At 39.7% G+C, this 26,253-nt stretch carries 21 protein-coding genes; 8 read left to right on the top strand and 13 right to left on the bottom strand.

From position 1 onward, the window contains the following. On the bottom strand, nt 1–521 hold a 521-nt coding region (locus I6F53_RS17655), incomplete at its 3' end, for an IS110 family transposase (protein WP_197240543.1). Nucleotides 522–752: 231 nt separating this feature from the next. Here I6F53_RS17655 and I6F53_RS17660 point away from each other — a divergent pair. The 3 genes from I6F53_RS17660 (at nt 753) to I6F53_RS17670 (ending at nt 2,505) form a co-directional block, all read left to right on the top strand. Beyond that, a complete protein-coding gene (locus tag I6F53_RS17660; protein WP_231615122.1) occupies nt 753–1,421 on the top strand; it encodes a putative quinol monooxygenase in 669 nt (222 codons plus the stop codon). Nucleotides 1,422–1,602: 181 nt separating this feature from the next. Beyond that, a complete protein-coding gene (locus I6F53_RS17665; RefSeq protein ID WP_166421227.1) occupies nt 1,603–1,857 on the top strand; it encodes a MetJ regulator of methionine regulon in 255 nt (84 codons plus the stop codon). Nucleotides 1,858–1,920: 63 nt separating this feature from the next. Continuing rightward, nucleotides 1,921–2,505 carry a hypothetical protein gene (locus I6F53_RS17670; protein WP_197240544.1) on the top strand — a complete coding sequence of 195 codons (585 nt, stop codon included), beginning with the start codon at nt 1,921–1,923 and terminating at the stop codon, nt 2,503–2,505. Nucleotides 2,506–2,529: 24 nt separating this feature from the next. Here I6F53_RS17670 and rluF read toward each other — a convergent pair whose 3' ends face one another. The 10 genes from rluF to I6F53_RS17720 all read right to left on the bottom strand — a co-directional run bounded on the left by rluF (nt 2,530) and on the right by I6F53_RS17720 (nt 18,154). Beyond that, nucleotides 2,530–3,567 (bottom strand): 23S rRNA pseudouridine(2604) synthase RluF, encoded by a 1,038-nt coding sequence (rluF, locus tag I6F53_RS17675; RefSeq protein ID WP_166421225.1) that lies wholly within the window; start codon nt 3,565–3,567, stop codon nt 2,530–2,532. A gap of 86 nt (nt 3,568–3,653) precedes the next feature. Next, nucleotides 3,654–4,724 carry a DUF418 domain-containing protein gene (locus tag I6F53_RS17680; protein ID WP_197181423.1) on the bottom strand — a complete coding sequence of 357 codons (1,071 nt, stop codon included), beginning with the start codon at nt 4,722–4,724 and terminating at the stop codon, nt 3,654–3,656. A gap of 30 nt (nt 4,725–4,754) precedes the next feature. After that, nucleotides 4,755–5,969: an EAL and HDOD domain-containing protein gene (locus I6F53_RS17685; protein WP_197118937.1), complete on the bottom strand. Its 1,215-nt coding sequence runs from the start codon at nt 5,967–5,969 to the stop codon at nt 4,755–4,757. An 89-nt stretch (nt 5,970–6,058) separates the two neighbouring features. Continuing rightward, a complete protein-coding gene (locus tag I6F53_RS17690) occupies nt 6,059–7,594 on the bottom strand; it encodes a glycogen synthase (RefSeq protein WP_197240549.1) in 1,536 nt (511 codons plus the stop codon). A gap of 80 nt (nt 7,595–7,674) precedes the next feature. Continuing rightward, complete coding sequence (gene glgC / locus I6F53_RS17695) at nt 7,675–8,976, bottom strand: glucose-1-phosphate adenylyltransferase (RefSeq protein ID WP_197240551.1); 1,302 nt, start codon at nt 8,974–8,976, stop codon at nt 7,675–7,677. 14 nt (nt 8,977–8,990) lie between these two features. Further along, complete coding sequence (locus I6F53_RS17700; protein WP_197240552.1) at nt 8,991–11,528, bottom strand: glycogen/starch/alpha-glucan phosphorylase; 2,538 nt, start codon at nt 11,526–11,528, stop codon at nt 8,991–8,993. Further along, nucleotides 11,521–13,584 (bottom strand): glycogen debranching protein GlgX, encoded by a 2,064-nt coding sequence (gene glgX, locus I6F53_RS17705; RefSeq protein ID WP_197240554.1) that lies wholly within the window; start codon nt 13,582–13,584, stop codon nt 11,521–11,523. Before glgX ends, I6F53_RS17700 begins: the two co-directional genes overlap by 8 nt. Beyond that, on the bottom strand, nt 13,577–15,847 hold the full coding sequence (gene glgB, locus I6F53_RS17710; RefSeq protein ID WP_197240555.1) for a 1,4-alpha-glucan branching protein GlgB: 2,271 nt from the start codon (nt 15,845–15,847) through the stop codon (nt 13,577–13,579). The genes glgX and glgB overlap by 8 nt, the downstream gene beginning before the upstream one ends. Continuing rightward, a complete protein-coding gene (gene malQ, locus I6F53_RS17715; protein WP_197240557.1) occupies nt 15,848–17,842 on the bottom strand; it encodes a 4-alpha-glucanotransferase in 1,995 nt (664 codons plus the stop codon). Between the two features lie 9 nt (nt 17,843–17,851). Beyond that, nucleotides 17,852–18,154, bottom strand: a complete 303-nt coding sequence (locus I6F53_RS17720; RefSeq protein WP_197240558.1) for an isoamylase early set domain-containing protein — start codon at nt 18,152–18,154, stop codon at nt 17,852–17,854. 383 nt (nt 18,155–18,537) lie between these two features. On the opposite strand from I6F53_RS17720, the gene I6F53_RS17725 reads away from it, so the two are divergent. Next, the gene (locus I6F53_RS17725; RefSeq protein WP_166421217.1) at nt 18,538–19,482 is read left to right on the top strand and encodes a hypothetical protein; all 945 of its coding nucleotides are present in this window, start codon (nt 18,538–18,540) and stop codon (nt 19,480–19,482) included. A 31-nt stretch (nt 19,483–19,513) separates the two neighbouring features. On the opposite strand, the gene I6F53_RS17730 is transcribed toward I6F53_RS17725, so the two are convergent. Next, nucleotides 19,514–19,942, bottom strand: a complete 429-nt coding sequence (locus tag I6F53_RS17730; RefSeq protein ID WP_166421216.1) for an Lrp/AsnC family transcriptional regulator — start codon at nt 19,940–19,942, stop codon at nt 19,514–19,516. A 195-nt stretch (nt 19,943–20,137) separates the two neighbouring features. Between I6F53_RS17730 and I6F53_RS17735 the strand changes: the two genes are divergently transcribed. From I6F53_RS17735 to I6F53_RS17750, 4 genes are read left to right on the top strand one after another with little or no spacing between them, the layout of a single operon-like run. Continuing rightward, nucleotides 20,138–21,343, top strand: coding sequence for an aspartate aminotransferase family protein (locus I6F53_RS17735; RefSeq protein WP_197240560.1), 1,206 nt, complete (start codon nt 20,138–20,140; stop codon nt 21,341–21,343). 50 nt (nt 21,344–21,393) lie between these two features. Beyond that, nucleotides 21,394–22,428: an arginine N-succinyltransferase gene (gene astA / locus I6F53_RS17740; RefSeq protein WP_165741139.1), complete on the top strand. Its 1,035-nt coding sequence runs from the start codon at nt 21,394–21,396 to the stop codon at nt 22,426–22,428. A gap of 7 nt (nt 22,429–22,435) precedes the next feature. Continuing rightward, the gene (astD, locus tag I6F53_RS17745) at nt 22,436–23,902 is read left to right on the top strand and encodes a succinylglutamate-semialdehyde dehydrogenase (protein WP_197240561.1); all 1,467 of its coding nucleotides are present in this window, start codon (nt 22,436–22,438) and stop codon (nt 23,900–23,902) included. A 36-nt stretch (nt 23,903–23,938) separates the two neighbouring features. Beyond that, complete coding sequence (locus I6F53_RS17750) at nt 23,939–24,742, top strand: DUF1338 domain-containing protein (protein WP_197240563.1); 804 nt, start codon at nt 23,939–23,941, stop codon at nt 24,740–24,742. Nucleotides 24,743–24,828: 86 nt separating this feature from the next. On the opposite strand, the gene I6F53_RS17755 is transcribed toward I6F53_RS17750, so the two are convergent. Continuing rightward, complete coding sequence (locus tag I6F53_RS17755) at nt 24,829–26,109, bottom strand: flavohemoglobin expression-modulating QEGLA motif protein (RefSeq protein WP_008169642.1); 1,281 nt, start codon at nt 26,107–26,109, stop codon at nt 24,829–24,831. Nucleotides 26,110–26,253: the final 144 nt, after the last annotated feature.

Raw genomic sequence — 26,253 nt, forward strand, 5'->3', positions numbered from 1 at the left:
GTCACTTTTATAGATTGGCAAACACGCGCAGAAACGTTGCTGAATTCACTTGCTTCTAATCGGTTCGCTTCTCGTTGCCGGTTACTCTCAAGCGCATCTAAACGACGGATAAGGGCTTTAAGCTCTCTAACTTCTAATGCATCAGGCTGCCAATAATTAACGACTGCATGCTTAGCACAGCCGTAATGGGCAAGCATCGTTGCATCAGATTTGTCTGTTTTATGAATTATGTTTAAAGCGTCAGCATACTTTTTAGCTTTACCGGGATTCGCTAAAATAATATTAAAGCCTTGCTCGTATAAAAAATACATCAGTGCTTCATGATAAACACCCGTTGGTTCGAGGGTGATAACGAGCTCATTAGCAGCGCTTTTAGTTGTATTTAAAAGCCATTTTTCTATTGCTAAAAAGTCTTGACGCTTGTTTTTAAAGACTTTTGTTTTAATTTTGTTTGTAAGCTGGTCTCTCAACCACGATAAATCAATCTTCTCTTTACTAATATCAATGCCGATAAACATCATCTCTACTTACTCCCCTTGTACATACAGCATCTACTTAAAAAAAGTGTGCTTGGATACCATTCAGTTTCTGAGAATAGAAAGTCAGGGCCTTATCTACGGAGCAGTATTAAATACTAGACGCACAGGCAAGCTCACTGACTTCGATGTGATAAATGATAGCTAATCATTTATCAATGAGAGATACAAGAAGCAAAGCTTAACGCTGGTGAACTTGAAAACTTTAAAGCGGTAATGAATTCGCAAGTTAATCGTGCTCTTAAAGAAGTAGGCACTAAAAATTATCAGTACTATATGTCTGATGCGGGTGATATTTTAGTTTATGAGCGCTTTGCTGATGCAAACTCTTCACACGAGCATATTGAAAATTGGGATGACCACGCAGAGCGCTGGATGGCAGCTGCGGCTCCAACACGCATGATGCATTTAGGTGACCTACCTGATGATGTTCGTAAACGCCATGCTGCTCTAAGCCCATTATGGCTTAAACCCTTTGGTGGTTTTTCTCGCGAAGAAGAGCAAACAAGTCAAATTGAAAAAGACGGCGATACAACATTTAATAACTTTGGCTGGATTGTTGAAGCTAAGCTAAATCCAGGCCAATTAGACGCCTTCCGTGAAGTAATGAACTCACAAGTAGAGCGCGCAAAAACAGAGCCAGGTACACTAAACTACCAATATTATATGTCTGATGATGGCGACATTATGGTTTATGAGCGTTTTAGAGACTTAGAAGCGTCGCATATCCACATTCAAAACTGGGATGACCATGCAGAGCGTTGGATTGCTGCAGCAACACCAACACGTATGGTGCATTTAGGCGATTTACCAAAAGAGCTTACAGATAAACACGCAGCTCTATCGCCACTCTTGCTTAAACCTCTAGGTGGGTTTGCTAAGTAATCTGAACGCTAGATATCTGCTGTTTTAATAGATGGCAGATTCAAGTCTGAAGTGCATAACCTTTTAACCAAAGCTCAGGTTAAGTAAATATTATTGCAGCTTGCTCTATAGATACCTTATAGTTAAATGCCATAACCTATCCGGTTATGGCATTTTTTGTATTTAGTATAAAGGTATAGCATTGGAAAAATTTAAGTTAATAATACTTATAGCAGGCAGTATTTTTATACTCTGTGGCTATTTACGTTTTATAACCGACGAAAATGGTAACGTAAACTTAAACAACTATCGATTTACAGGGGGCTTATTGCTGGTAGTTTCCGGCATGATTGATGGCACAAGAGACTTAGTTAAGCGCCTGCGCTCTAAAAATTCATTATCGGCGATTGCGATTTATTTAGGTATACTCTTATTTTATATTGGCTTTAGCATTTAAGAGTTAAACATTAAGCGCTAATTGAGGCTTTATACAAAGCAATACTTTATGAGCGGATAACCGGTGACCTTTAAACAACTATTCAATAGCGCTCTGTTATTTTTAACAACGGCTCCCCCACTGTTTTTGCTTACATGGGATGAACAAACCGATCCCGCTTTTATCCCCAACGGTATATACGACACTTTAACATTTACGCTATTTCCTATAATGACGATAGTATTGTCAGTAATTTTATTTAGGCACTTATATAAAAAATATAATAATAACTTTGAATTTAAACATACTGTTAAAGATTATATTGTTGAACACGGGAAGTTCCGCTCAGTATTTATACCAATCGGTTTACCTATTTTAATTTACATATGGTTGTGGACGTCGGTATGCACTTCAGTAAAGTTACTGGCCAATAAATACAGCGATAATATATGGCAGCAAGAATATCAATTACTTGAAGTAGCCACTTGCCCAACTGATTATGAATACAGTTGCTCAAAGCTGACTGTGCTTGACTTAAAAAGCTACAGGAAACACAGTTTTAGATGGTATTTAGATAAGAGTAAGCTGGTGAATTTGCAAAATAACAACGTAAATTTAGTGGGCGTTAAAAGCCCACTGGGCAATATAGTACAAGAAATACAGTGGTAGTGAGTATTACCACTTAGCTGCACATTATTTTTTTAAGCTGAGTATACGATCCGAGCTTGGTTTTGCGTCTGGTTTAGCATTAGACGATTTGTTTTCTTTAATGCTTTTTGGCTTACCCACATATGTAGTAGAACGCTTTTGATAAGGCGCGTTACTGCGCTCATTTTTGCGTTCGTCGCTAGCATTAGTACGTTGAGAGTTACGATTTTTATTGCGTTCAGTACTGCGCTCAGCATTTAGATCGCCGTTGTTAAATCGGCGTGGGTTTTCGCCCTGAAAATCGCGTTTTTTAGGCGCTAAAGGTGTATTATTTTCTGATTGTTTATTAGTATCAAGCGAGTGCTCTTGGGTTTTACCAGAATCAGAAATTGAGTCGTTTATTTGCGCCATTTCAATATCTGATAAATGACGCCACTGCCCTACTTTTAAACCTTTAAGTGTTACGTTCATTATGCGCGTACGTTTTAAGGTTACCACTTCGTAGCCTAAATACTCACACATACGGCGTATTTGACGGTTCAAACCTTGGGTAAGTACTATTTTAAATTCTTTAGGGCCACTTTGCGTTACTTTACATTCTTTAGTGACGGTATCTAAAATAGGCACGCCATTCGCCATTTTTGTAACAAACTGACGATTAAGCGGTTTATCTACCGTAACAACGTATTCTTTTTCGTGATTATTACCCGCACGCAAAATTTTATTAACGATGTCGCCTTCGTTAGTTAAAAATATAAGCCCTTCAGACGGTCTATCTAAGCGCCCTATTGGGAATATACGTGTAGGATAATTTACCGCTCGTATAATGTTACTTTGAATTTTACTTTCGGTAGTACACGTTATGCCAACGGGTTTATTGTAAGCAATATAAACGCGCTTCGGCGTCGCTTTAAGCGGTTTACCATCAATTAATACAACATCGGTAGCGGCTACTTTTACGCCCATTTCTGGTAAGTAGCCATTAACGCTGACACGCCCTTGCTCAATATATTTATCGGCTTCGCGGCGTGAACAAAATCCTGTTTCACTAATAAATTTATTTAAACGTTTTAATTCGGTCATGGCACTTATAGCGTAGTAATTTTTAAGGCGAGTAGTGTAAACCACCCACACTATTTTTTCGCCCCTAATTTACTATTTATAGACGTTTAAGCACTAATTTTTGCTTTCGTTAATTTACGCCATACATATTCAAGCGGACCTTGATTAAAATAGCGGCTGTATATAAAGGTAAATATGAGCTGCAGCACAACTAAACCCGTTGCTACTAACCAGTAATCAATACGATCAAAACTGAGTACCCAGTGCGTAAATAGCACTTTATATAACAATAATTGCATGAGTGTTTGGCTAATATATAAAGTAAATGCTAAGCGCCCTGCTTGTTGAATAAGCGTGCCGACATGTGCCCTGTTATTGCAAAACTTAACAATTAAATGAATATACAGCGTAGCCATACCTAGCGCCGCAAACATATTTACAAACTCTTGCACCCCATACCCTAAACTGCCACTAAGCTGTGATGCATAAAGCCTAACACCACAAAAAATAATGGTCATTGCAACGCAAATTATTAATTGCTGAGTCGTTAAGCCTTTACTAAAAACGTCTTGTTTATATAAATAAATACCAATGAGCATAAGACCCACGCACATCCACATTGTCATTATTGGCACTATAATCAGCATTAACATGTTCATAGCGAGGTTACTAATAAAGTAATCAATATAGTGCGGGTTATATAAATCTATAAACTGTGCTGAATCGCGGTAAATTACTTCATCGGGTGCGCTAGATATAACAAGCACGGTAGCTACACCCGATAACAGAATAAATTCAAGCCCTCTTTTTAAAAGTACGTTGCTATTACTCTCTAAATATTTAATAACAAACCAGCCAGATACACCGTAAACAAATAAAATATCACCTGCCCAAAGTAAAAAACCATGCGCTAAACCAAAGAGTATTAACCAATAAAGCCTACTTTTTAATTGCACCTCAGACTTATAACGTTGCCATTGAATGTAAAGCCCGGCGCCAAAAAGCAAACTAAACAGCGTTCTAAAACGCCCATCTACAAACACGCTGCTAAAGGTGTGAATAATTGAGTCGCTAACAGGAGGATTAGCTAAAGGGGTATATCCGTATTCAAAAAGGCCAAAGGCGTAAGCATTCATGTAAACTAGGCCAAGCACGGCAATGCCGCGAATAAAGTCCATATTATAATTGCGCATTAAAGCTGTTATCCGTTAAATATTGTTCTTGTAACTGTCAGCCCAATCGACTGACTGCTGGTAAAGTGGAGGTAGTATAGCACTATCTATATTTAGCAAAAGTACGGCTTGCTCAAGTGCCCACCAGCTCCCTGTTTCGTATGCTTTAACAACATTTAAAATATAATACAGTGTGTTTTTATCCCCTAATAATGCCGTTTTTATTTCATCAGGAAAAGGGAGTTTTTCAACAAGTAAGCTCATGGGTTGATCAAGTATTGCATCCAGTAACGAGAATAGCCCAGTTAAAAATGCTTCGCCTGACTGGCTTTTATCAACATTTTTTGCTAACAACTCACAAAAACGAGCACGTACAATACACACTTGCATTAACTCTGCAGGCTTTTTACCCGCTGTATGAGCAGTAACAATAAGGCTCACAAACTTTTTAAGGCGTTCATGCCCTAAATACACAAGCGCTTGCTTGAGCGATGATATTTCGCTTTGTATAGGAAACACACCGCTGTTTATTAAACGCAGCAATTTATATGCAAGCGCAGCATCAAGCTCAAACAGTCCAGATATAGCTTTTATATCTGGACTGTTTTTCATTATTTCGGCGTAAATAGCGACGACTAAACCATAGTTATAGTCGATGTCATTTTGTTTGATCATGGTGGGTTTTGCAAAAAAATAGCCTTGAAAATAATCAAACCCCATATCAAAGGCGAGCTTGTAATCGTCTTGGGTTTCTATTTTTTCGGCTAGTATTTTTATTTGTTTATGCGATTGTAACTTATTAATTATGGGCTGTATTTCGCTAAGAGGTGTAATTGCAATATCAAACTTAATGAGTTTAACAAGCTTTAAGAAACGATCCCATTGTGGTTTATATACAAAGTCATCGAGTGCAAGTTTGTAGTTACTATGAAATAAACCTCGGCATAGTTCATAGTTATCGTCGTTGGGTTCGATGGTTTCGAGTAACTCAATTACAACGTCTTGGCATGGTAAAAAAGCACATAAATCGAGTTTTAAAGATTCTGGCCCTATATTAATGAGCGCCTTTTTACCTGATGTAATATGACGTGTGCCTAAGTTAAGTTGATTTTCCATAATAAGCCTTGCTGTTGCTTGGCCTTCGGCAATATCAGGAAAATAATTTTTAGGACTATCACGAAAAAGTAGCTCATAGGCTACTACTTTTTTACTTCTATTGAATATTGCTTGCCTTGCAACAAATACAGACACATTACCTACTTCTTAGTTTTTATATAATACTAAGTAATTAAACCCTAAGCAGGCACAATTGTCACTAAACTTTGAAATACAGTAACGATTTACCTATATAAGGTTGTTATATAATCAGCTGCCACTTGTGGCCACGAAAAACGCATTTGCTCTGCGCTGTGCTTTATTTTATGCCACTTTTTAGGATTCTGCTTTTTAATTAAGAGAGTTTCGTCTAAACAGCTAATTAAATTACTCGTTTGCGTTGCCAACGTATCGCCATTAAAACTAAATCCATTTTCATGATGCTTTACCGTGTCTTTTAATCCGCCTACACTGTGAACTAAACACGGTTGCCCCGCACGCATTGCCAGCATTTGGCTAATACCACAAGGTTCAAACGAGCTTGGCATTAAAAACAAGTCACCTAGTTGATACATTAAATCGCCAACACCTTGACCATAACCTTTCAAAAATAATAGATTTGAATTTCGCGCCATTGCTTTTGTAAATATGCTCTCGAGTTCTTTGTCACCCGAGCCTAAAATAATAAGCCTGCCGTTATATTCATTAATTACTTGGCACACTTTATCAATAGCTAAAGCCTCATTAACCTGCTGGCACAATAACAAAACCTTTTGCTCTGTAAGTCGGCCAACGCTTGTGACTAGTGGCCCATCATTAGCCGTAGCTTTAAATTGTTGTAGTCGTTGATGGGCAATATAATAGCCGCTTTGTAACTGCTCGCTATTTGCCATCCAACCAAACAATGTGTTTTCTGCTTGGCTATAAAAATCAGCGATTGTAGCCTCTTCTAAAGTGTTACTTGGGTATTCACAGCCATTTAAAATACCTACAAGCTTACCTTGGCTTGCTGCATTTTGAAGATCTTGCTCAAGCCCTTCACCACCAAAAAAACCATGCTCGTAATTGCTAGGTTCAAGTACCTCTTGGCTGTAGGTTGGCGATACAACATGTACTTTATCGCATAGATTAATTGCACTGCGCATAGGGTTAAAGCAATGCGGATAACGCGGGTCGCATATTTGTTGGCCATTATAACTAAGTGACGGAAACCACGCCTCTAAGCTTGAGTCGTCGTGTTTAAAAGGTCTTATCCCTTGCAGTGCAATATTATGCACCGTGTAGGCAATATGTAAGGTATTAAGTGAGCTATAACGAGGCTCAAACTTAAGTAAAACGGCAACGCAGGCGCTGTGCCAGTCATGTAAATGTAGCGCTGTTGGGCGCTTTAATACACCTTGTAATAACGCTTCACAAACAGCTGCGTTAAATAAAGCAAATTTTGTGGCATCGGTTGCAAAAGGCCTCCCCGGTGCATCATTGCAATATACACTGCCTGATTCACTAAATAGCGGGTGGCTAATAACAATTTGGCTTACATTACTTTGTGGTTGCTCTATTTTGAAAAGTGTTAATACATGCGGTTGAGCATTAAATGCAACGGTTACTTCACCTATATAAATACGCTCAAGCGGCTCAAACCCATAGTCAGGAATAACAACATCAACCGTTATACCTTTTTTGACGAGTGCTTTAGGGGCATCGCGCACTACATCTGCAACACCACCTACTTTAGCGCCTGGTAACGCGTCATTTTCTGCTGCAACCATTAATACATGCATTAATTTACTACTTCCTTTAAATCTGTGTGGGCTTGCTCATAAATGAGCAAGCTTTGTTGTCGTGCTTACTTAACTTATTGTTACGCTAGCTTTTTATTCTCACACGCCTGGCGCTCTAACTTTTTTGCAAGCTCAGTGAGCATATCACGGGTAACAAGAACGATGCCTTTTTTAGATACCCTAAAGCCGTTTTCTTCATCTGTTTTTTTGTCAAAACCGATTTCAAGACCTGCAGGTATTTCACAGCTTCTGTCTATTATCGCACGCTTAATTTTACAGCCTCGATTAATAATGGCGCCAGGTAAAATAACAGACTGCTCAATGGTACAAAATGAACGAACATGCACATTAGAAAACAATAAAGATTTTCTTACTGCAGAGCCCGAAATAATACACCCACCCGACACAGTAGAGTCTAATGCCATACCGCGTCTGTCATCGTCATCAAAAATAAATTTAGCGGGCGGTAGTTGCTCTTGATAAGTCCATATTGGCCACGTTGGGTCGTATAAATCAAGTTGTGGCTCTGGCATTACCAGCTCCATGTTAGCTTCCCAAAACGAGTCTAGCGTACCTACATCGCGCCAATAAGGTTGTCCTTCTTGGTCTGGATCTCTAAACGGAAAAGCAAATACATTATGCTCTTCTATAATCGCCGGAATAATATCGTGGCCAAAGTCGCGGCCTGAGCCTTCATTTTCAGAATCTTTTTTAAGTTGCTCAAACAAAAATTCAGTATTAAAAATGTAATTCCCCATTGATGCTAAACAGGTACCTGGCTTGCCCGGTACGGAGCTCGGCATTGCTGGTTTTTCATCAAAACGACACACTCTGCTTTGCTCATCAACGGTCATTACACCAAACGTATCTGCGGCTTCCTCTACGGGCACTTCAATACAACATACGGTCATATCAGCGCCTTTTTGCACGTGTTCAGCCAGTAAAGCACCATAGTCCATGCGATACACATGATCTCCTGATAAAATCATTACATATTTAGGAAGCTCATGACGAATAATATCTATATTTTGAAAAACAGCATCTGCGGTTCCACAGTACCAATCATCACCTTGGCGCTGAGATGCCGGGAGTATTTCAACCGACTCACCCAGCTCTTTTTTAAAGTGCCCCCACGCCCGGTTTACATGGCGAATGAGTGAATGCGACTTATATTGTGTGGCAATACCAACGCGTCTCACACCCGAGTTAATACAGTTTGATAGTGGAAAATCGATAATTCGATGCTTACCACCAAAGTAAACTGCGGGCTTTGCTCGCCAGTCGGTTAGCTCATGCAGACGAGAGCCGCGACCCCCTGCCAGTATTAACGCGTAAGTTTCTCGGGTTAAGCTACTTATGTAGCGATTTGCATAATTAGGCATAATACTCTCTCCATTTAGTCTAGGCTGTTAGTGGCATGGCTTTTAGTTGTCGTTAAGTCTGTTTCACTAATATTGAGGGGTTCTAAATGCCAAATGTCTTCACTGTATTGGCTTATGGTTCTATCACTTGAAAACATTCCACTGGCTGCCGTATTTAAAATACTCATTTGTGTCCAGTAGGTTTGATCTGCGTACGCTTTATCTACTTCTTTTTGAGCAGCTACGTAACTCTCAAAATCGTGAGCTACAAGCCATGGATCGTGCGGGCTTTTAATTGCATTGGTTATATCGTCAAATAAGCACGGTTCAAACAAATTAAAATGACCGCTTTCGAGTAGTTGCATTACATTATTTAAATCACTATTTTGTGCGATTAAGTGCTCAGGGTTGTAACGCGATTTAATATCATCAATTTGATGCGCTTGTGCGCCAAACAAAAAGAAGTTATCTGCACCAACAGCGTCTCTAATTTCAATGTTAGCACCATCTAGCGTGCCTATCGTCAATGCACCATTCATCATAAACTTCATGTTGCCAGTACCAGATGCTTCTTTACCTGCGGTAGATACTTGCTCTGATAAATCGGTTGCAGGACAAATCACTTCCATAGCGGTTACGTTGTAATTAGGTAAAAAGGCGACGCGTAAATACGGGGCTGCTAACGGGTCTTTATTTATAACCTCTGCCACGTTATTAATAAGCTTAATGATTTTTTTAGCCATGTAATAACCAGGCGCTGCCTTACCACCTAATAAAACACAACGAGGAACAAGCCCTTGAGTATCACCACGGCGAATGCGGTCGTATAAATGAATCACATGAAGTATGTTTAATAGCTGACGTTTATATTCGTGAATACGTTTTACCTGTACGTCAAACATCATCGATACGTCAAAATCAACATCGCAGCGAGTCTTAACCAAATCAACTAAACGCTGTTTGTTTTCGCGTTTAGCATTTTGCCATTGCCCATGAAATGCTTTGTCATCAAAAAAGCGGCGTAGGTCACTAATAGCTGAAAAGTCTTTAACCCAGCCATGACCAATTTTTTCGCTGATTAATTCACTTAAAATAGGATTACAATGCGCAAGCCAGCGTCTTGGTGTAACACCATTGGTTTTGTTATTAAATTTATCTGGCCACAGCGCGTAAAACTCTTTAAATAAGCCCGCTTTTAACAGTTCAGTATGCAGTGCCGCTACGCCATTTACAGAGTAACTACCTACAATAGCTAAATAAGCCATACGAATTTTCGGCTCGTCACCCTCTTCAATTAAAGATAAGGCACGCTGTTTATTAACATCACCCGGCCATTGCTGTGCAACTTGTGCTAAAAAGCGTGCGTTTATCTCGTAAACTATTTCTAAAATACGTGGCAATAGTTTTGAAAACAACGAAACAGACCACTTTTCAAGCGCTTCAGGAAGTAGCGTATGGTTTGTGTAGGCCATTGTTTTAGTGGTAATTTGCCAAGCATCGTTCCAATCAAGTTCGTAATCATCAATTAAAATACGCATCAGCTCTGCAACAGCAATACTTGGGTGCGTGTCGTTTAACTGAAAAACATGAAAATCAGCAAAGTCACTAAAACTCTCGCCATGTTGAGAAACCCATTGATCTACTACATCTTGAATACTCGCAGATGATAAAAAGTATTGTTGGCGCAACCTAAGCTCCTTACCATTTTCGCTGCTGTCGTTTGGATACAGCACCATGGTGATTTGTTCAGCTAGGTTTTTTTGTGCAACGGCTTCTGAGTAACTACCGGCATTAAATTCGGTTAAGTTAAATTCATCCGTCGCTTCTGATTTCCATAAGCGTAGCGTATTTACAATATTGTTTTTATAACCCGGGACGGGGACATCGTAAGGGACTGCTAATACATCTTGTGAGCTCATCCACTGGCGATGCTCTCGGCCAAATTTGTCTGTATAACTTTGCACGTAGCCACCAAATTTAACACGTTTAGCGTGCTCTGGTGCGCTTAGCTCCCACGGGTGCCCTTCGCGTAGCCAATTATCTGGTTGCTCAATTTGATTGCCATCTTTAATTGATTGGTTAAACATGCCGTATTCGTAACGAAGGCCATAACCAATTACCGGTAATGCCAAACTAGCACAGCTATCTAAAAAACAAGCCGCAAGACGCCCCAGACCACCATTACCTAAGCCTGCGTCGTGTTCGGCATCTTCAATTGTTTCTATTGTTGTACAGTATTCTTGTAGCGCTGAGCTTACTTGCTCGTCTAAATCTAAATTTAAAACGGCATTACCAAGTGCACGCCCCATTAAAAACTCAAGCGATAAATAGGCTGTTTTACGGCGTTTATTTTGCTTAATTTGCTGGTTTGTTTCTCTACAACGCGCAACAAGTCTGTCGCGAATAGTAAGCGCTAATGCGTGATATAAATAATGCTGCGACTCGCCAACTTTATCGCGGCCGAGGGTATAATAAAAATGCCGTGTTAAGTCATCTTTAAGCGTACTTTCATCTATAACAGGACCTTCTTGCCAGCCCTTTACTACACATACTTGATCACTTTGTTTAGCCATGACTTACATCCTCTAAATTGGCACTAAAAACCCAGCTGCTTTGTGCTGTAATTTCAACCATCGCATCTTCATTACTATTCACAGATGCATTATTTACACTTGATAAAACCATTTGCCACGGTGCATTAATAGGCGAAGGCGGCATTTGGCAAAAAACTGTTTTTTTACTGGCATTAAATACCATCAGTAATGCATGATTATTTTGCTTATCAAGTAAGCTATACATTAAAAACTGCCTGCTATCTTCATGCCAATGCGCGTCGGTCATGGTTTTACCTTGTTCGGTAAACCATTTAACGGTAAAACGCTCGTCTATATCATCTAAAAATACACTGTGTTTAAACGCACTGTGTGCGCGTCTAATTTTTAACGCGTCATCAATAAATCGTGTTAGCGAATGATTAAGCTGAGAATCTTTCCAGGCAAGCCAACTCGTACGATTATTTTGGCAATAGGCATTGTTATTACCCCCTTGCGAGTGCGCCATTTCACTGCCAGCGGCAATCATGGGTACACCTTTTGAGAGTATCAAAGTAAGTAAAAAGTTTTTTTGTTGTTGTAAGCGCAGCGCGTTTATTTTTGAGTCACTGGTAAAGCCTTCAACTCCGCAGTTAAACGAATGATTTGCACTGTGCCCATCTCGATTTTGTTCACCATTAGCCTCGTTATGTTTTTCCTCATAACTCACTAAATCAGCAAGCGTGAAACCATCATGACTCGTTATAAAGTTAATACTATTGAGTGGTCCACGCTGGCTGTGCTCAAAAATATCAAACGATCCATGCAAACGTTTTGCAACGCTTGCAATAATGCCTGTTTCACTTTGCCAAAAACGCCTAATTACATCGCGGTATTGATCGTTCCATTCTCGCCATGGCGGCGGAAATGCACCCAACTGATAGCCACCAGGGCCTATATCCCAAGGCTCACTTATTAGCTTAACCTTGTTTAGCACTGGGTCTTGAGCTACCACTTGTAAAAAAGTATGTGCAGAGCTAAAGCCTGCTTTCGAGCGCCCTAAAATGGTCGCTAAATCAAATCTAAAACCATCAACCCCCATTACCTCAACCCAATAACGAAGGCTGTCGAGTACCAATTGCAGGGTTTTAGGATGGTCAATATTTATGGTATTTCCACAGCCAGTATCGTTTATATATACATCAGGCTGCCCTTCTACTGTGCGGTAATACGCTAAGTTATCAAAGCCTCTTAGCGATAATATAGGGCCATCGGCCCCCGCCTCTGCTGTATGGTTATAAACAACATCTAAAATCACTTCTATGTCGGCTGCATGAAGCTCACGCACCATTTGCTTAAACTCGTTTATATCGTCGTTTACCAAATAGTCTTTATGAGGGGTAAAAAAGTTAAGCGTGTTATAACCCCAATAGTTTTGCAGCCCTTTTGCAGTTAAAAATTGCTCACTAATAAATGAATGAACAGGTAAAAGCTCAACTGCTGTAACGCCAAAGCTTTGTAAGTGCTCAATAAAGCTTGGGTGGCTTAACCCTAAAAACTTTCCTTGAAGAGATTTAGGTATTTTAGGATGACGACACGTTGTGCCCTTAACATGACACTCGTAAATAACCGTGTTTGACCAACGGTGGTTTGGCTTTTTATGCGCATACAAAGTAGGAGCCGCTACTTTTGATTTAGGTATATCAATGGCATTATTTACGGTGCTTTTAGTGCCAATTGGCATTTGCCCGTAATGGCGTTCGCTCCAAGTAAACTCACCAAACAAGTCTTTTGCGTACGGGTCTATAAGTAGCTTATTTTCGTTAAATAATTGACCATTTTTAGGGTTATATTCACCCTCAACTCTAAAGCCATAAAGTGCGCCTGCGCTTAATGGCGAAATATGAATACTCCAAATGCCACCTTCGTTGATATTCATCGCCATTTTTAGGATTTCTGAATGGCCACTTTTGTCAAACAAACACACATAAGCTTGGCTTGCACCTGGTGCGTAAAGCGCAAAGTTAACCCCGTTATTAATAACACTAGAACCTAACGGCTCTACATTACCAGGGGCTACATCAAATTGGTTACTCATCATCAACCTTTTGTAAGTAAACAGTGGTTAAGCCACCAATGGCAATTGAAATACTGTGTTTAAAGCCATGGTTTGACTCATCGATAGCATTAACTATCTGCGATGAATCTTTAGTTACTTCAACGCCAGAGCCAAAAAACTGAGTATCGTCAGTATTTAAAATAACCTTGTAACGCCCTTTACTTGGTACGCCAATAACGTAGTTTTCATATGACGCGGGGGTAAAGTTAGCAATAACAACCACAAAGTCTTTTGCGTTTTTAGCATAGCGAACAAAGCTTAAAATGCTCTGCTGATTGTTATTGTTATCTATCCAGGTAAAACCTGCCGCACTCGAATCTAACTCATACAACGCGGGTTGGTTTTTATAAACGGTATTGAGCGCTTTTACGGTTTGCTTTACCCCGTTATGGCTTTGGTGCTCAAGTAAATGCCAATCGATAGAATGATCGTGCCCCCACTCTTTTCGCTGTGCAATTTCGCCGCCCATAAATAAGAGCTTTTTACCCGGATGTGCCCACATAAATGCGTAGTAAGCGCGTAAGTTTGCAAATTTCTGCCAATCATCGCCTGGCATTTTTTCAATTAACGAGCCTTTTCCGTGTACTACTTCATCGTGACTTAATGGCAATATATAGTTTTCACTAAAGGCATATACCATCGAAAAAGTCATTTCGTGATGATGATGCTGACGATAAAGCGGGTCGTGCTGCATGTAATGCAAACTATCGTTCATCCAGCCCATATTCCACTTATAGCCAAAGCCTAAACCGTTGTGCTCAACACTTTGGGTAACGCCTGGCCATGCTGTTGACTCCTCAGCCACCATCATAATGCCCGGGTTGTTTTTATAGCTGCGCATATTGACTTGTTTTAAGCACTCTATTGCACCTAAGTTTTCGCGCCCGCCGTAGCAATTAGGGATCCACTCACCTTCTTTTCGGCTGTAATCTAAATACAACATAGAGGCTACGGCATCTACCCGCAGACCATCTAAACCAAATTGATGTAACCAGTACATAGCATTTGAAATTAAAAAGCTTTTAACTTCAGGGCGGTCGTAATTATAAATGTAGGTATTCCAATCAGGATGAAAACCTTGGCGCTTATCGGCATGTTCATATAAATGTGTGCCATCAAATCGGTGCAAGCCATGCGGATCACTAGGAAAATGCCCAGGTACCCAATCAAGTAAAATACCTAAATTAGCTTTGTGGCACTGCTCTACAAAGTATTTAAAGCTGTTGTAGTCGCCAAAACGGCTAGTAGGAGCAAATAAACCAACAGGCTGATACCCCCACGAACCATCAAACGGGTATTCACTTATTGGCATAAGTTGCAGGTGAGTAAAATTCATTTCAAGGGCGTAGCTAACCAGTTTGTCAGCAAGCTCTGCGTAACTTAAATAGCGGTTGTTTTCAGCGCGTTGCCATGAGCCTAAATGCACTTCATAAATACTAATTGGCGCATCAATATGATTACGCTTTTGTCTGTTTTGAAGTGCCTGCTCGCCAAGTGTTATAGGTTCTGGTTTATACTGCAGTACACTTGCAGTACCCGGTGCTTGTTGCATTTTAAATGCATAGGGGTCGGCTTTTTCGAGTACTTCTCCACTTTGGGCGGTAATTGCAAATTTGTAGCACATGTCGGCTTTAAGACCCGGTACAAATAACTCCCATACACCACTTGCCGGATGAAAACGCATAAAGTGGCGATTAGCTTGCCAAAAATTAAACTCACCAATAATAGAGACACTTGCCGCATTGGGTGCCCATACACAAAAGCGCACACCTTCTACGTTTTGTTGAGTACTAAAATGTGCACCAAAATGAGAGTAAGCATGTTCGAGGCTGCCTTCATTAAATAAATACATTGCCTGTGCATCAAGAGTGCTTTCAAAGCTGTATTCATCATAAAAGGTAACGCTGCTATTTGTGTACTGAGCAATGCATTGATAAGGCGCAGTGGGCAGCGCATCAACTTTGACTATAAATAAGTCACTTTGTTGATAGCGCTGTGCTTCAATATTTTTATTATTTAATGTAACGCTTACGTTTAATGCAGTTGGTAAGAAAAAGCGAATCTCAATACCTGCGCTTGTTTCATGTGCCCCTAAAAAGCTAAATGGGTCTTTAAAACGCCCTGTACTTAATGCATTTACTTGTGCATCGTAATTATTTTCCTGTACTGAGCTGTCTTGTACTGAATTAGCAAGTTCTGAGCTGTCCTGTACTGACGATTTTTTGTTAATTGTACTGCTCATTTAACCTTTCCTTATTGAATCGATAGCAGCTAAAAGTGAGCCATTTTTAGTAAAAATTTCTTCACTGGTATGCGTTAATACACGTCGCCAATTAGGATACTCTTTATCTGTCCCAGGGATATTTACCGGATACTGCTGCTCATCTAAATCATCTATTTGTATTGCAAATAAACGCGATTGAGAACCCGCTAAACATAATGCGAGTGCGTTATATACTTCGACTGAATGACTATGTAATAAAAGCTCGGTTGTATTGGTATGGCGATTAATAAATCGTAGTATCCTATGTTGCTCTTCTATTCGTTGTTGCTTTAATTGCGCGTATTCATCATCAGTAATAAGCTTGTATTGTTGCTTAATATTTAAATCAGCATGCTGCCACCAACCTGTAAATGGCGGTACATCATGATTGGCTATCATTAACAAGCAATGTGTTGCTAGCTCATTTACCGATAAAAATTCACCACTGTGTTGTTTTTCAAAATAAAATAAGCTGTTAGAAAAGATACCGCTAGATGCCAAAGCCTGCCTTACCTCTGGCGGTACAACGCCTAGATCTTCCCCAATTACGATACTCTGATTAATATGCGATTCAATTTTTAAAACCGCGAGTAAGTACTCAAACGGGTAGTAAACATAACAGCCATCTTGTTCGCCATTGTTTTCAAAGCACCACCATAGGCGTCTAATCGCCATAACGTGGTCAATTCTAAGTCCGCCTACACTTTGCATGTTTGCGCGAATAAGTGAGCGATAAAACTGGTAGTGGTTATTGCTTAAGCTTTGAGGATTTAGTGCCGGAAGCCCCCAGTTTTGGCCAGCTTCGGCCCATGGATCTGGTGGAGCACCTACACTTGCACCTTGGCTAAACAGTGTTTTTTGATTTTTAAATTCGGCTCCATCACCCGCACAGCCAACGGCTAAGTCGTTTATTAACCCGATAGCCATACCTCGCTCTGCACAACTTTGTTGACACAGTGCCAATTGCGTATGCGCTTGCCACTGCAGGTAATAATCAAATGTTAAGTTATCTGATTCGAGGGTATTTAACGTAGTTGAATGAGTATTACAAAAATCAGTAAACGCTTGGCGACGCTCATCACTTGCCGTTAATTCAAACTGATTATAAAGCGCTTCAAATAACGCATACTTTATACGGCTTACATTTTCGTAATTTATAAACTGATCGTTGCTTTGCAATAACGCGATTACATCATCTCGTTGCATCAGGGTATTAAGCTCAGCATTGTTTTGTGCGTCTTCGCACAACGCTATTGATATATAGAGAGGGTTTAATAAAGCACGACTATTAGGACTATAAGGGCTTGCGCGCCCCGGCATATCTGCAAATAACAAATGCAATGGATTAAGTAATATGTAATCCATATTTTGCGAGCTACATAATTTTGTAAGCGTTAGTAAATCATCAAAGTCGCCAATACCTAAATTCGCTTTATTTTTTAACGTATAAAGCTGAATAGATAATCCAGTGCGCTTTGCATCTTCAACTTGATAAACTTGCTCAGGCACACACCAAATTTGTGTAATAGCCTGCTGCTCACCTACCTGAACATTAGCGTCATAATAGCCGATTGGCATAGTGTCTATAGGCAGTGCCAGCTCAATGTAGCGAACGCCATGTAAGTAATACTCACCTGTAACCGCCAAGTTATAGAGGTTCTCAACCGCTATATTCATCCCAAGAGAAGGGATATTAATGTTAGCGGCTAAATTTTGCTGGCGTTCGTCTATACGAAGCTTTAACAAACACGTATTTTGATCAACTAAACTCACACTGGGCACTAAATCTAGCCAAAGCGATGCATCTAAATCATAAGTTAGTTGAGCTACTTGCGCTTCGTTATTTGTATCAACACCACAACATTGCAAAGCACGTTTACGCGTATCTTCGCTAAAAAACACCTGCTCACCTGTATACTTAGTGAATTCAAAGCCAATACCATGCAGGTAAAACAACTGCGAAAGAGCATCCATTGAATCGCCTTAATTAGTGCGTTGAGTATTTACTATGCTGTTTTCTGTGCCGAATGTATTGCTAATGTAGCCATCAGCTTGGTGGTCGTTATCCCAAATGTCGCCATTAATTAGATAACGAAAGTGAAATTGTTGATCGATAGGTAAGCGTTGTTTAAATTTAAACACACCTTGTTTTTTATTAAGCTTCATTGGCACAGGTTGCCAATCATTAAATTCACCTAATAAGCAAACTTCTTCTGCCTCAGGATGAGAAAACTCAAAGGTTACTTCAGCTTCATCTTTTGTTTTAAAAAAACGTTTATTCAACATAGCAGGCTCCAACTAAACCAAAAAGGGTACTTAATCTTTGCCACAGGCCATACAACTAAACAAAAAGGCGATGTGGATTCCATTCAAAATCATTAAACACGTTACAAGTTAACCAAAACTTTATTTACGCATTATTACAGTGCAACAATTCATTTTTTCTGCACTTAAAAAGTGCGGTTAGTATACAAACAATCTATTTTAAAAAGCTCACTAGTACAGAGCAATTTTTGAACCAACTAGGTAGGCATCACATTTTATTTATTTAACCGAATTTAACGTTAAATAATCCAAAAGTATTGCCTAAATTTATAAAATTCTTTTGTTATGTACTTTCATAAGCGATAATACACAGCATCTTAATACTCTGAAATATCATAATTTTCATGTTGAAAAAAAGCATTTTTATAACTATAGCCATCATATTTTTAATAATAGCCACACTTGTTGGTTCTTCAATCTATACCCTTTATAGTAAAAAAGAAATCTCAGTAGATCCTAAATTAAAAGAAATATCAGGTATTGAATTTGATAAGCACAAACGTTTATGGGCTATTAACGATGGAGGCAATGAACCTAAGCTTTACCGCCTCAATCAAGACGGTTCTATCGCCAAAGAAATCTTAGTCGAGAATGCTAAAAATATAGACTGGGAAGACATGACTCAAAACAAATTTGGGCACTTTTTTTTAGGTGACTTTGGTAATAACAAAAACGATCGTCGATGGCTCACTATTTATAAAATAGAAAACCCTATTGATATTAAAGGTGACACTACTCAAGCCGAAATAATCAAATTTACCTATCCTGAAATGGATGGAACTCCAATAAAACCTAATAATCGTAATTTTGATTTAGAAGCATTTGTAGCACTCGGTCGTCATTTATATTTATTTACTAAAAATCGTACAGAACCTTTCGATGGCATTACTAAAGTGTATAAAGTGGGGGATCATGCAGCAAATTTTGATGCTGAGTTAGTTGACTCTTTTAAAACGTGTACCACGCTTGAAAAACTATGCTGGATAACCTCTGCAGCGCTCAGTCCCGATCGTAAAAAGTTAGTGTTACTTGATTCAACCAGCCTTTGGTTATTTGAAAACTTTAAAGGGGATAAGTTTTTCTCTGGTGATGTATCAAAAATAGACTTGGGGATTGTTACTCAAAAAGAAGCCGTCACCTTTTTTGATGACAACACGATTGTATTTACAGATGAAGAGTTTAAAGGTATTGGCGGTAATGCTTATTTTATTAAATTAGATGAAGCAACCAAAGAAGTGATTAAAAGAGCAAAAACAACACCTACAACCACCAATACAGCAACAAAATAACTTGCTGTATTGGAATTATAAGTACTTTGGCTCATCGCTTAAATTTGGTCTCTAAAATAACAGACGATGTAGTGCGCTCTACTCCATCAAGATTACCTATATCGTCTAGCAAATGACTAAGCTGCTCTAGATTTTGCGCTTGTACCACAGCAATTAAATCAAACTCACCACTTATGGCATAGAGCTGAGAAATTGCATCTATTTGCTTAAGCTCTATGTTCGTTTTTGTCGTTAATTTTTGCTTAACCTTAATAGACACATGAGCTGATACCATTTTACTTAAATAGTCATCCCCATAATCAACGCTATACCCTTTAATCACACCGCTTTCTTCTAATTTGAGCATACGGCTTTGTACTGTGGAACGAGATAAATCGAGCATGCGAGCAAGGTCAGAAATACTGGCTCTAGCGTTTGTTTTTAGTACAGAAAGTAGTTTCTCGTCTTGTAGAGTTATCATAATGGTTATTTTCTTCGTTATTTTGACTTTTATTTTAATCATTTTTCACAAAATAGCACTGCAAATTTAACTGTTAACCTTCGATAATGACCCCTACAAGAAATAATAACGTGTTTGCTGAAGAATAAAGGCTATATTCTTCTTTGAGTTAGCAACTAACCTTTTATCTAAGCCCATTCAATTTAGGTGTACAAAATGCAAGTAACAAGAGACTTATTTAACGACGTAATGGTACCAAACTATAACCCTTCAGCTATTATTCCTGTTCGTGGCGAAGGCTCTCGTGTGTGGGATCAAAATAACAACGAGTTTATTGATTTTGCAGGTGGTATTGCCGTTAACTGTTTGGGTCATTGTCACCCGGCGCTTGTTAAAGCATTAAAAGAACAAGGCGAAAAAATTTGGCACTTATCAAATGTAATGACTAATGAGCCAGCGCTTCGTTTGGCTCAAAAAATGGTTGAAGCAACATTTGCTGACAAAGTTTACTTTGCAAACTCAGGTGCAGAAGCAAACGAAGCGGCGCTTAAACTAGCCCGTCGTTTTGCACTTGATGTGTACGGCGCTGAAAAATCGCAAATAATTGCATTTAATAAAGGCTTTCACGGTCGTACTTTCTTTACCGTAACCGTTGGCGGACAGGCTGCTTACTCAGATGGCTTTGGTCCAAAACCTGCTGACATAGAACATTGTGACTTTAACGACATTGCTGCATTTGAAGCGCTGATCAGCGATAAAACATGTGCAGTTATGATGGAACCGTTGCAAGGTGAAGGCGGTATTATTTCACCAACAGATGAATTTGCTAAAAAAGTACGTGAACTTTGTACTAAACATAACGCGCTACTTATTTTTGATGAAGTACAAACAGGTGTTGGCCGCACAGGCGATTTATACGCTTACGAAGGCTTAAGAGTTGTACCTGATATTTTAACAACTGCAAAAGCATTAGGTGGCGGTTTTCCAATTGGCGCTATGATCACTCGCACACATATTGCTGAGCATTTAAAAATTGGTACGCACGGTTCTACTTACGGTGGTAACCCACTTGCTTGTGCCGTAGCCGAAGCGGCATTTGATACAGTAAATACACCTGATGTACTAAATGGTGTTAAAGAGCGCGAACAGTTATTCCGTGACGGATTAAATGCAATTAACGAAAAATACAACGTGTTTAGTGAAGTACGCGGTAAAGGCTTATTAATTGGCGCAGTACTAAATGACAAATTTGAAGGCCGTGCACGCGACTTCTTAGTAGCAAGTGCTAATAATGGTTTAATGAACCTTGTAGCTGGCATGAATGTAATTCGCTTTACGCCATCTTTAGTTATCCCGTTTGAAGATATTAAAGAAGGCTTAGCGCGCTTTGAAAAAGCCGTTAGCGATGTAGTCAACGGTTAATATAGTTTAAGTTAGCACGCCTACAGGCGTGCTATTGGAGCAAGCAATAAATGCAAGTATTACGTCCTATTACTGCCAATGATTTTGACGCGCTTAAACAAATAGCGATTGAATCAGGCCATGGATTTACCTCTTTACCTGTTGATGATGCACAGCTTAAAGAAAAAATTGAACGTGCTGAAAAAAGCTTTGCCAAAAACATTAACCAGCCACTCGATGAAAGCTATTTATTTGTTTTAGAAGACAGTGAAACAGGTGAAGTTGTTGGCACAACCGCGATAGAAGCCGCAGTGGGCTTGTCGGTACCTTTGTATCATTATCATTTAGGCAAAACCGTACATCATTCGCCTACTTTAAATGTATATAACACCGTTGATATTTTAAGCATGTGTAACGACTACACTGGTTGCTCTGAAATATGCACATTGTTTTTGCGCGAAAATAGCCGCAAAGGGCTAACGGGTCGATTTTTATCGCGTTCACGCTTTTTGTTTATGGCGCAGCATAGCGAGCGTTTTGCCGATACTGTTATTGCAGAAATGCGCGGCGTGAGCGACGAAGATGGGCACTCACCTTTTTGGCAATGGCTGCAAGAGCACTTTTTTAGTATCGAATTTCCAGAAGCAGATCACTTAGTTGGCTTAGGCGATAAGGTATTTATTAGCGAGTTAATGCCTAAATACCCTATTTATGTGAACTTGCTTAGCAAGAAAGCCCAAGCAGTGATTGGGCATGTGCATGAAAAAACAAAACCTGCGCTAAAATTATTAGAAAAAGAAGGTTTTGAGCACAGAGGCTACGTTGACTTATTTGACGCAGGCCCAACGGTTGAAGCAAAACTTGGTAATATTCGCAGTATTCGCGACTCTCAAGTTTGCCCTATAACAATTGGTGAGCTTGATCACATATCACAAAATAGCTCAGATACGTTGGCTGTATGTAATCAAGGCGTAAGTGGCTTTAGAGCAACCTTTACCAAAGACGCACATTACAATCATGCAAAACATACCCTCGTCATTAGCCAAGATGTGGCTAAGGCGCTTAATTTAAGCCAAGGAGATGCAGCGCGATTCTTCCGCCTGTAAATTATTTATGAATACACACCTAATTAATAACCAATGGCATAAAGGCCTTGGCCCAGTATTTGAGTCAATCAATCCAAGTAATGGTGATGTGGTTTGGCAAGGTAATGGCGCAAACACTGATCAAGTAGATTCAGCTATAAAAGCAGCCAGAGCCGCGCAATTACAATGGGCCGACAAACCACTTGAAGAACGTATAGCTATTCTTGAGAACTTCGCGGCACAATTAAAAGAACACAGCGAAGAATTTGCTAGCATTATTGCACGCGAAACTGGCAAGCCATTATGGGAAACCCGTACCGAAGTGGGCGCAATGACAGGTAAAGTAGCTATATCTGTAAAAGCATACCATGAGCGTACAGGTACAACCGAAAACCCAATGCCTGGTGCTAAAGCGTTTATTAGACACAAACCGCATGGCGTTGTTGCTATTTTTGGCCCGTACAACTTTCCGGGGCATTTACCAAACGGGCATATTGTACCTGCAATTTTAGCAGGCAACACCGTGGTATTTAAGCCATCAGAGCTTACGCCGCACGTTGCAGAATTCACCCTCTCACTTTGGCTAAAAGCGGGCTTACCAGCAGGTGTTATTAACCTTGTGCAAGGTGAAATTGAAACAGGTAAAGCACTTGCCTCTCATCAAGACATAGATGGATTGTTTTTTACTGGTAGCTCAAACACAGGTCACTTACTACATAAGCAGTTTGCAGGACACCCTGGCAAAATTTTAGCACTTGAAATGGGCGGTAATAATCCTCTTATTGTAAAAGACGTGAGTGATGTAAGCGCTGCTGTGCACGATATTATTCAATCAGGCTTTATTACCTCAGGCCAGCGCTGTACGTGTGCACGCCGCTTATTTATTGAAAAATCGCTCAATGGCGATGCTATTTTAGAAAAGCTAATAAGCGCGACTAAAAACATAGTTGTAGACGACAGTTTTGCTACAGAGCAGCCTTTTATGGGTGCAATGATAAGCGAAAAAGCAGCATTAGGCATGGTCGCTGCGCAAAGTGAATTAGTGTCAAAAGGCGCGCAAATCCTTGTTGAACTTAAGCAATTAAAATCAGGCACCGGTTTTGTAAGCCCGGGTATTATTGATGTAACAAACATTACCGACATGCCAGATGAAGAACATTTTGGACCGCTTATTAAAGTGTATCGTTACAACGACTTTGACAGCGCAATCATTGAAGCCAATAACACAAGCTTTGGTTTATCTGCAGGTTTACTTAGCGACAGTGAAGATGATTACACTCACTTTTTAAAGCGCATCCGTGCAGGTATTGTTAACTGGAACCGCCCTATTACGGGTGCCTCAAGTGCAGCTCCATTTGGCGGTATTGGCGCCAGTGGTAATCACAGAGCAAGTGCCTATTACGCCGCTGATTATTGTGCATACCCTGTAGCATCTGTTGAGTCAGACAAAGTGAGCTTACCGCAAACCCTAGCGCCAGGCTTGGTAATTGAATAAGCAATAAAACCAAAATTTTAGATTTAAGGATTTAACATGCATACTGATGTAAACACATTATTTGAGAGCCTTTGGAAAAACTACTTAAACGTAACACCATCGGCAGACAAAATTCATGACCTTTTAGGGTCAACGCAAAAAGATGACATTATTAACGATCATATTGCACTGCGTACATTTGATATTGAAAAGGTCGGCCTTGAAAAACTCGCGGCTCACTTTTTAGCGATTGGTTACAAAGAATGTGGTGAATACCACTTTGAAGCTAAAAAACTCTACGCAAAGCACTACGAGCATAGCGATCCTAATCAGCCAAAAGTGTTTATCTCTGAGTTATTAGTCGAAAAATGCTCGCCTGAGTTACAAGCCATCGTAACCGACATGGTTGATAAAATTGATGAAAGTGCTGTTACTGCTGATAACTTTTTGTATTCAGGCACGCATTGGCAAGTAAGCACCTATACTTACAAACAACTGCTAGCTGAAAGCGAATATGCAGCGTGGATGTCGGCGTGGGGTTACCGCGCCAATCACTTTACCGTAAATATTAATACGCTTGCTAAGTTTGATAATATTCATGATGTTAACCAAGCCCTAAAAGACGCCGGCTTTTCGCTTAATACGTCAGGCGGCGAAGTTAAAGGCTCACCAGAGGTGTTACTAGAGCAATCGTCAACACTTGCTGATGAATACTCTGTTACCTTTAGTGACGGTGATATGAGCATCCCTAGCTGTTTTTATGAGTTTGCTATTCGTTACCCTAAAGCAGACGGCGAGCTTTATACGGGTTTTGTTGCAGCCTCAGCTGACAAAATATTTGAAAGCACTAACGCTCGATAGCTAAACCTAAAGTACTTTATTTTAAAAGCCCATTATGGGCTTTTTTTATGTCGGGCAGATTCAAGTCGGTAAGCTATGTTGATTAATTATAAAAATAACGGTTTATAATCGTTTTCTAACTTTTCAAACGATAAATCGCCAATAAAGCGGCCAAAGCTCAACCAAGTTGCCAAACCGCGTAAGTCTTTAAAGTGTGGTGGCACAAATTGCGGGCTCTCAATTACACCTAAATCATGAAGCTGCGATATTAATCTAAAATCATCTATCGATATTTTACCTACCAGTAATAAAGGGAGTCTATCGATTCGACCAAGCTGTATCGCCACGCGTATTAAGTTATAAACCAGTACAAAGCCTTTAATGTAGGCAATATCTTTTGTAAAAGGCAGGCCTGTTGGCGTACTGCCTCTAAATACACGCTGCGCGAGTGTGTAGCTGTCATCTTTTGATAAACCTTGCGCTACATAGTCACGGTAAATATCTACAAATTCAGCGCCATCTATTACCTTTGTAACCGCTTGAATACGGTTAACTAATTTAGATAAACGCCTTGGTGTCGATTTTAAAGTAATAATTTCGGTTAATACTGCTAAGCCTTCTTGGGTAATAGTTGAGCTAGGCGTGCCTTTACTCAAACATGTTAAATACGGCTGTGCTAAACCATTTTGAGTGGTACCTACGTGTATCCACCCTTCGTGAACTTCTAAAATATCAAGTTCACGCTGAGAAAACTTAACATCTTGATTAAGCTTTATATTATTAGCACCTGCGGCTGCATCACTGACAATACCATCGCTAAGCATTACCTCTACGTTTATGCCTGCCATACTGGCATTTACTTGCTCAGACAAAATACGCACAGCATCAACAGCATCAATATTTTTAGGGTCGTCAGGCAGTATGTCGGCTATAAGTAAATTTTGCAGCGGTTTATCTAGCATATTAGCTAGCTCAGAAAGTGAGGGCTCACCAGCATGGAATAAATCTTTAGGGTGTCCAAATAACTCCACTGATAAGTCATGAAACTCTGGCGTTCCACGATACTCAAGCATACTTAATACCGTTTTATACTCGGTGCACATTTTTCCCATATATTGAGCAATCGGATTTAACTGTCCCAATTGGTTAATAATGTTACGGTGCAAAGTAGAAAATGCTTGGCGTAACTCGCTAGGTACAAAACCAAGGTCGCGCTGTTGATAATATGCACGATCGATGAGTGGGTTTTTTTGACATTTCTGTCTAAAAAACTCCTCTTTAGTTTGTTTATCCCAATTAATAGCATCGAGTATCCTAATTGGAGTTTGCAATGCAATTAATTGATCCGATAACTCACGAGTTTTTAGTAGTAACGCCTTGTCTATCATGCTCTAAGCTCAACAATAAATGAGTTTTGAGCATAATTTAAAAAAGCGAAATTACAAAGCAATATCACTAATGCCGATCATTTAAGAAATAGTTAATAGCACTTGAACGATCTTCTAGGTATGTAAGAATCCGAATTCTTTTGT

This window comes from Pseudoalteromonas sp. SWN29 (assembly GCF_015864465.1).
GTDB lineage: Bacteria > Pseudomonadota > Gammaproteobacteria > Enterobacterales > Alteromonadaceae > Pseudoalteromonas.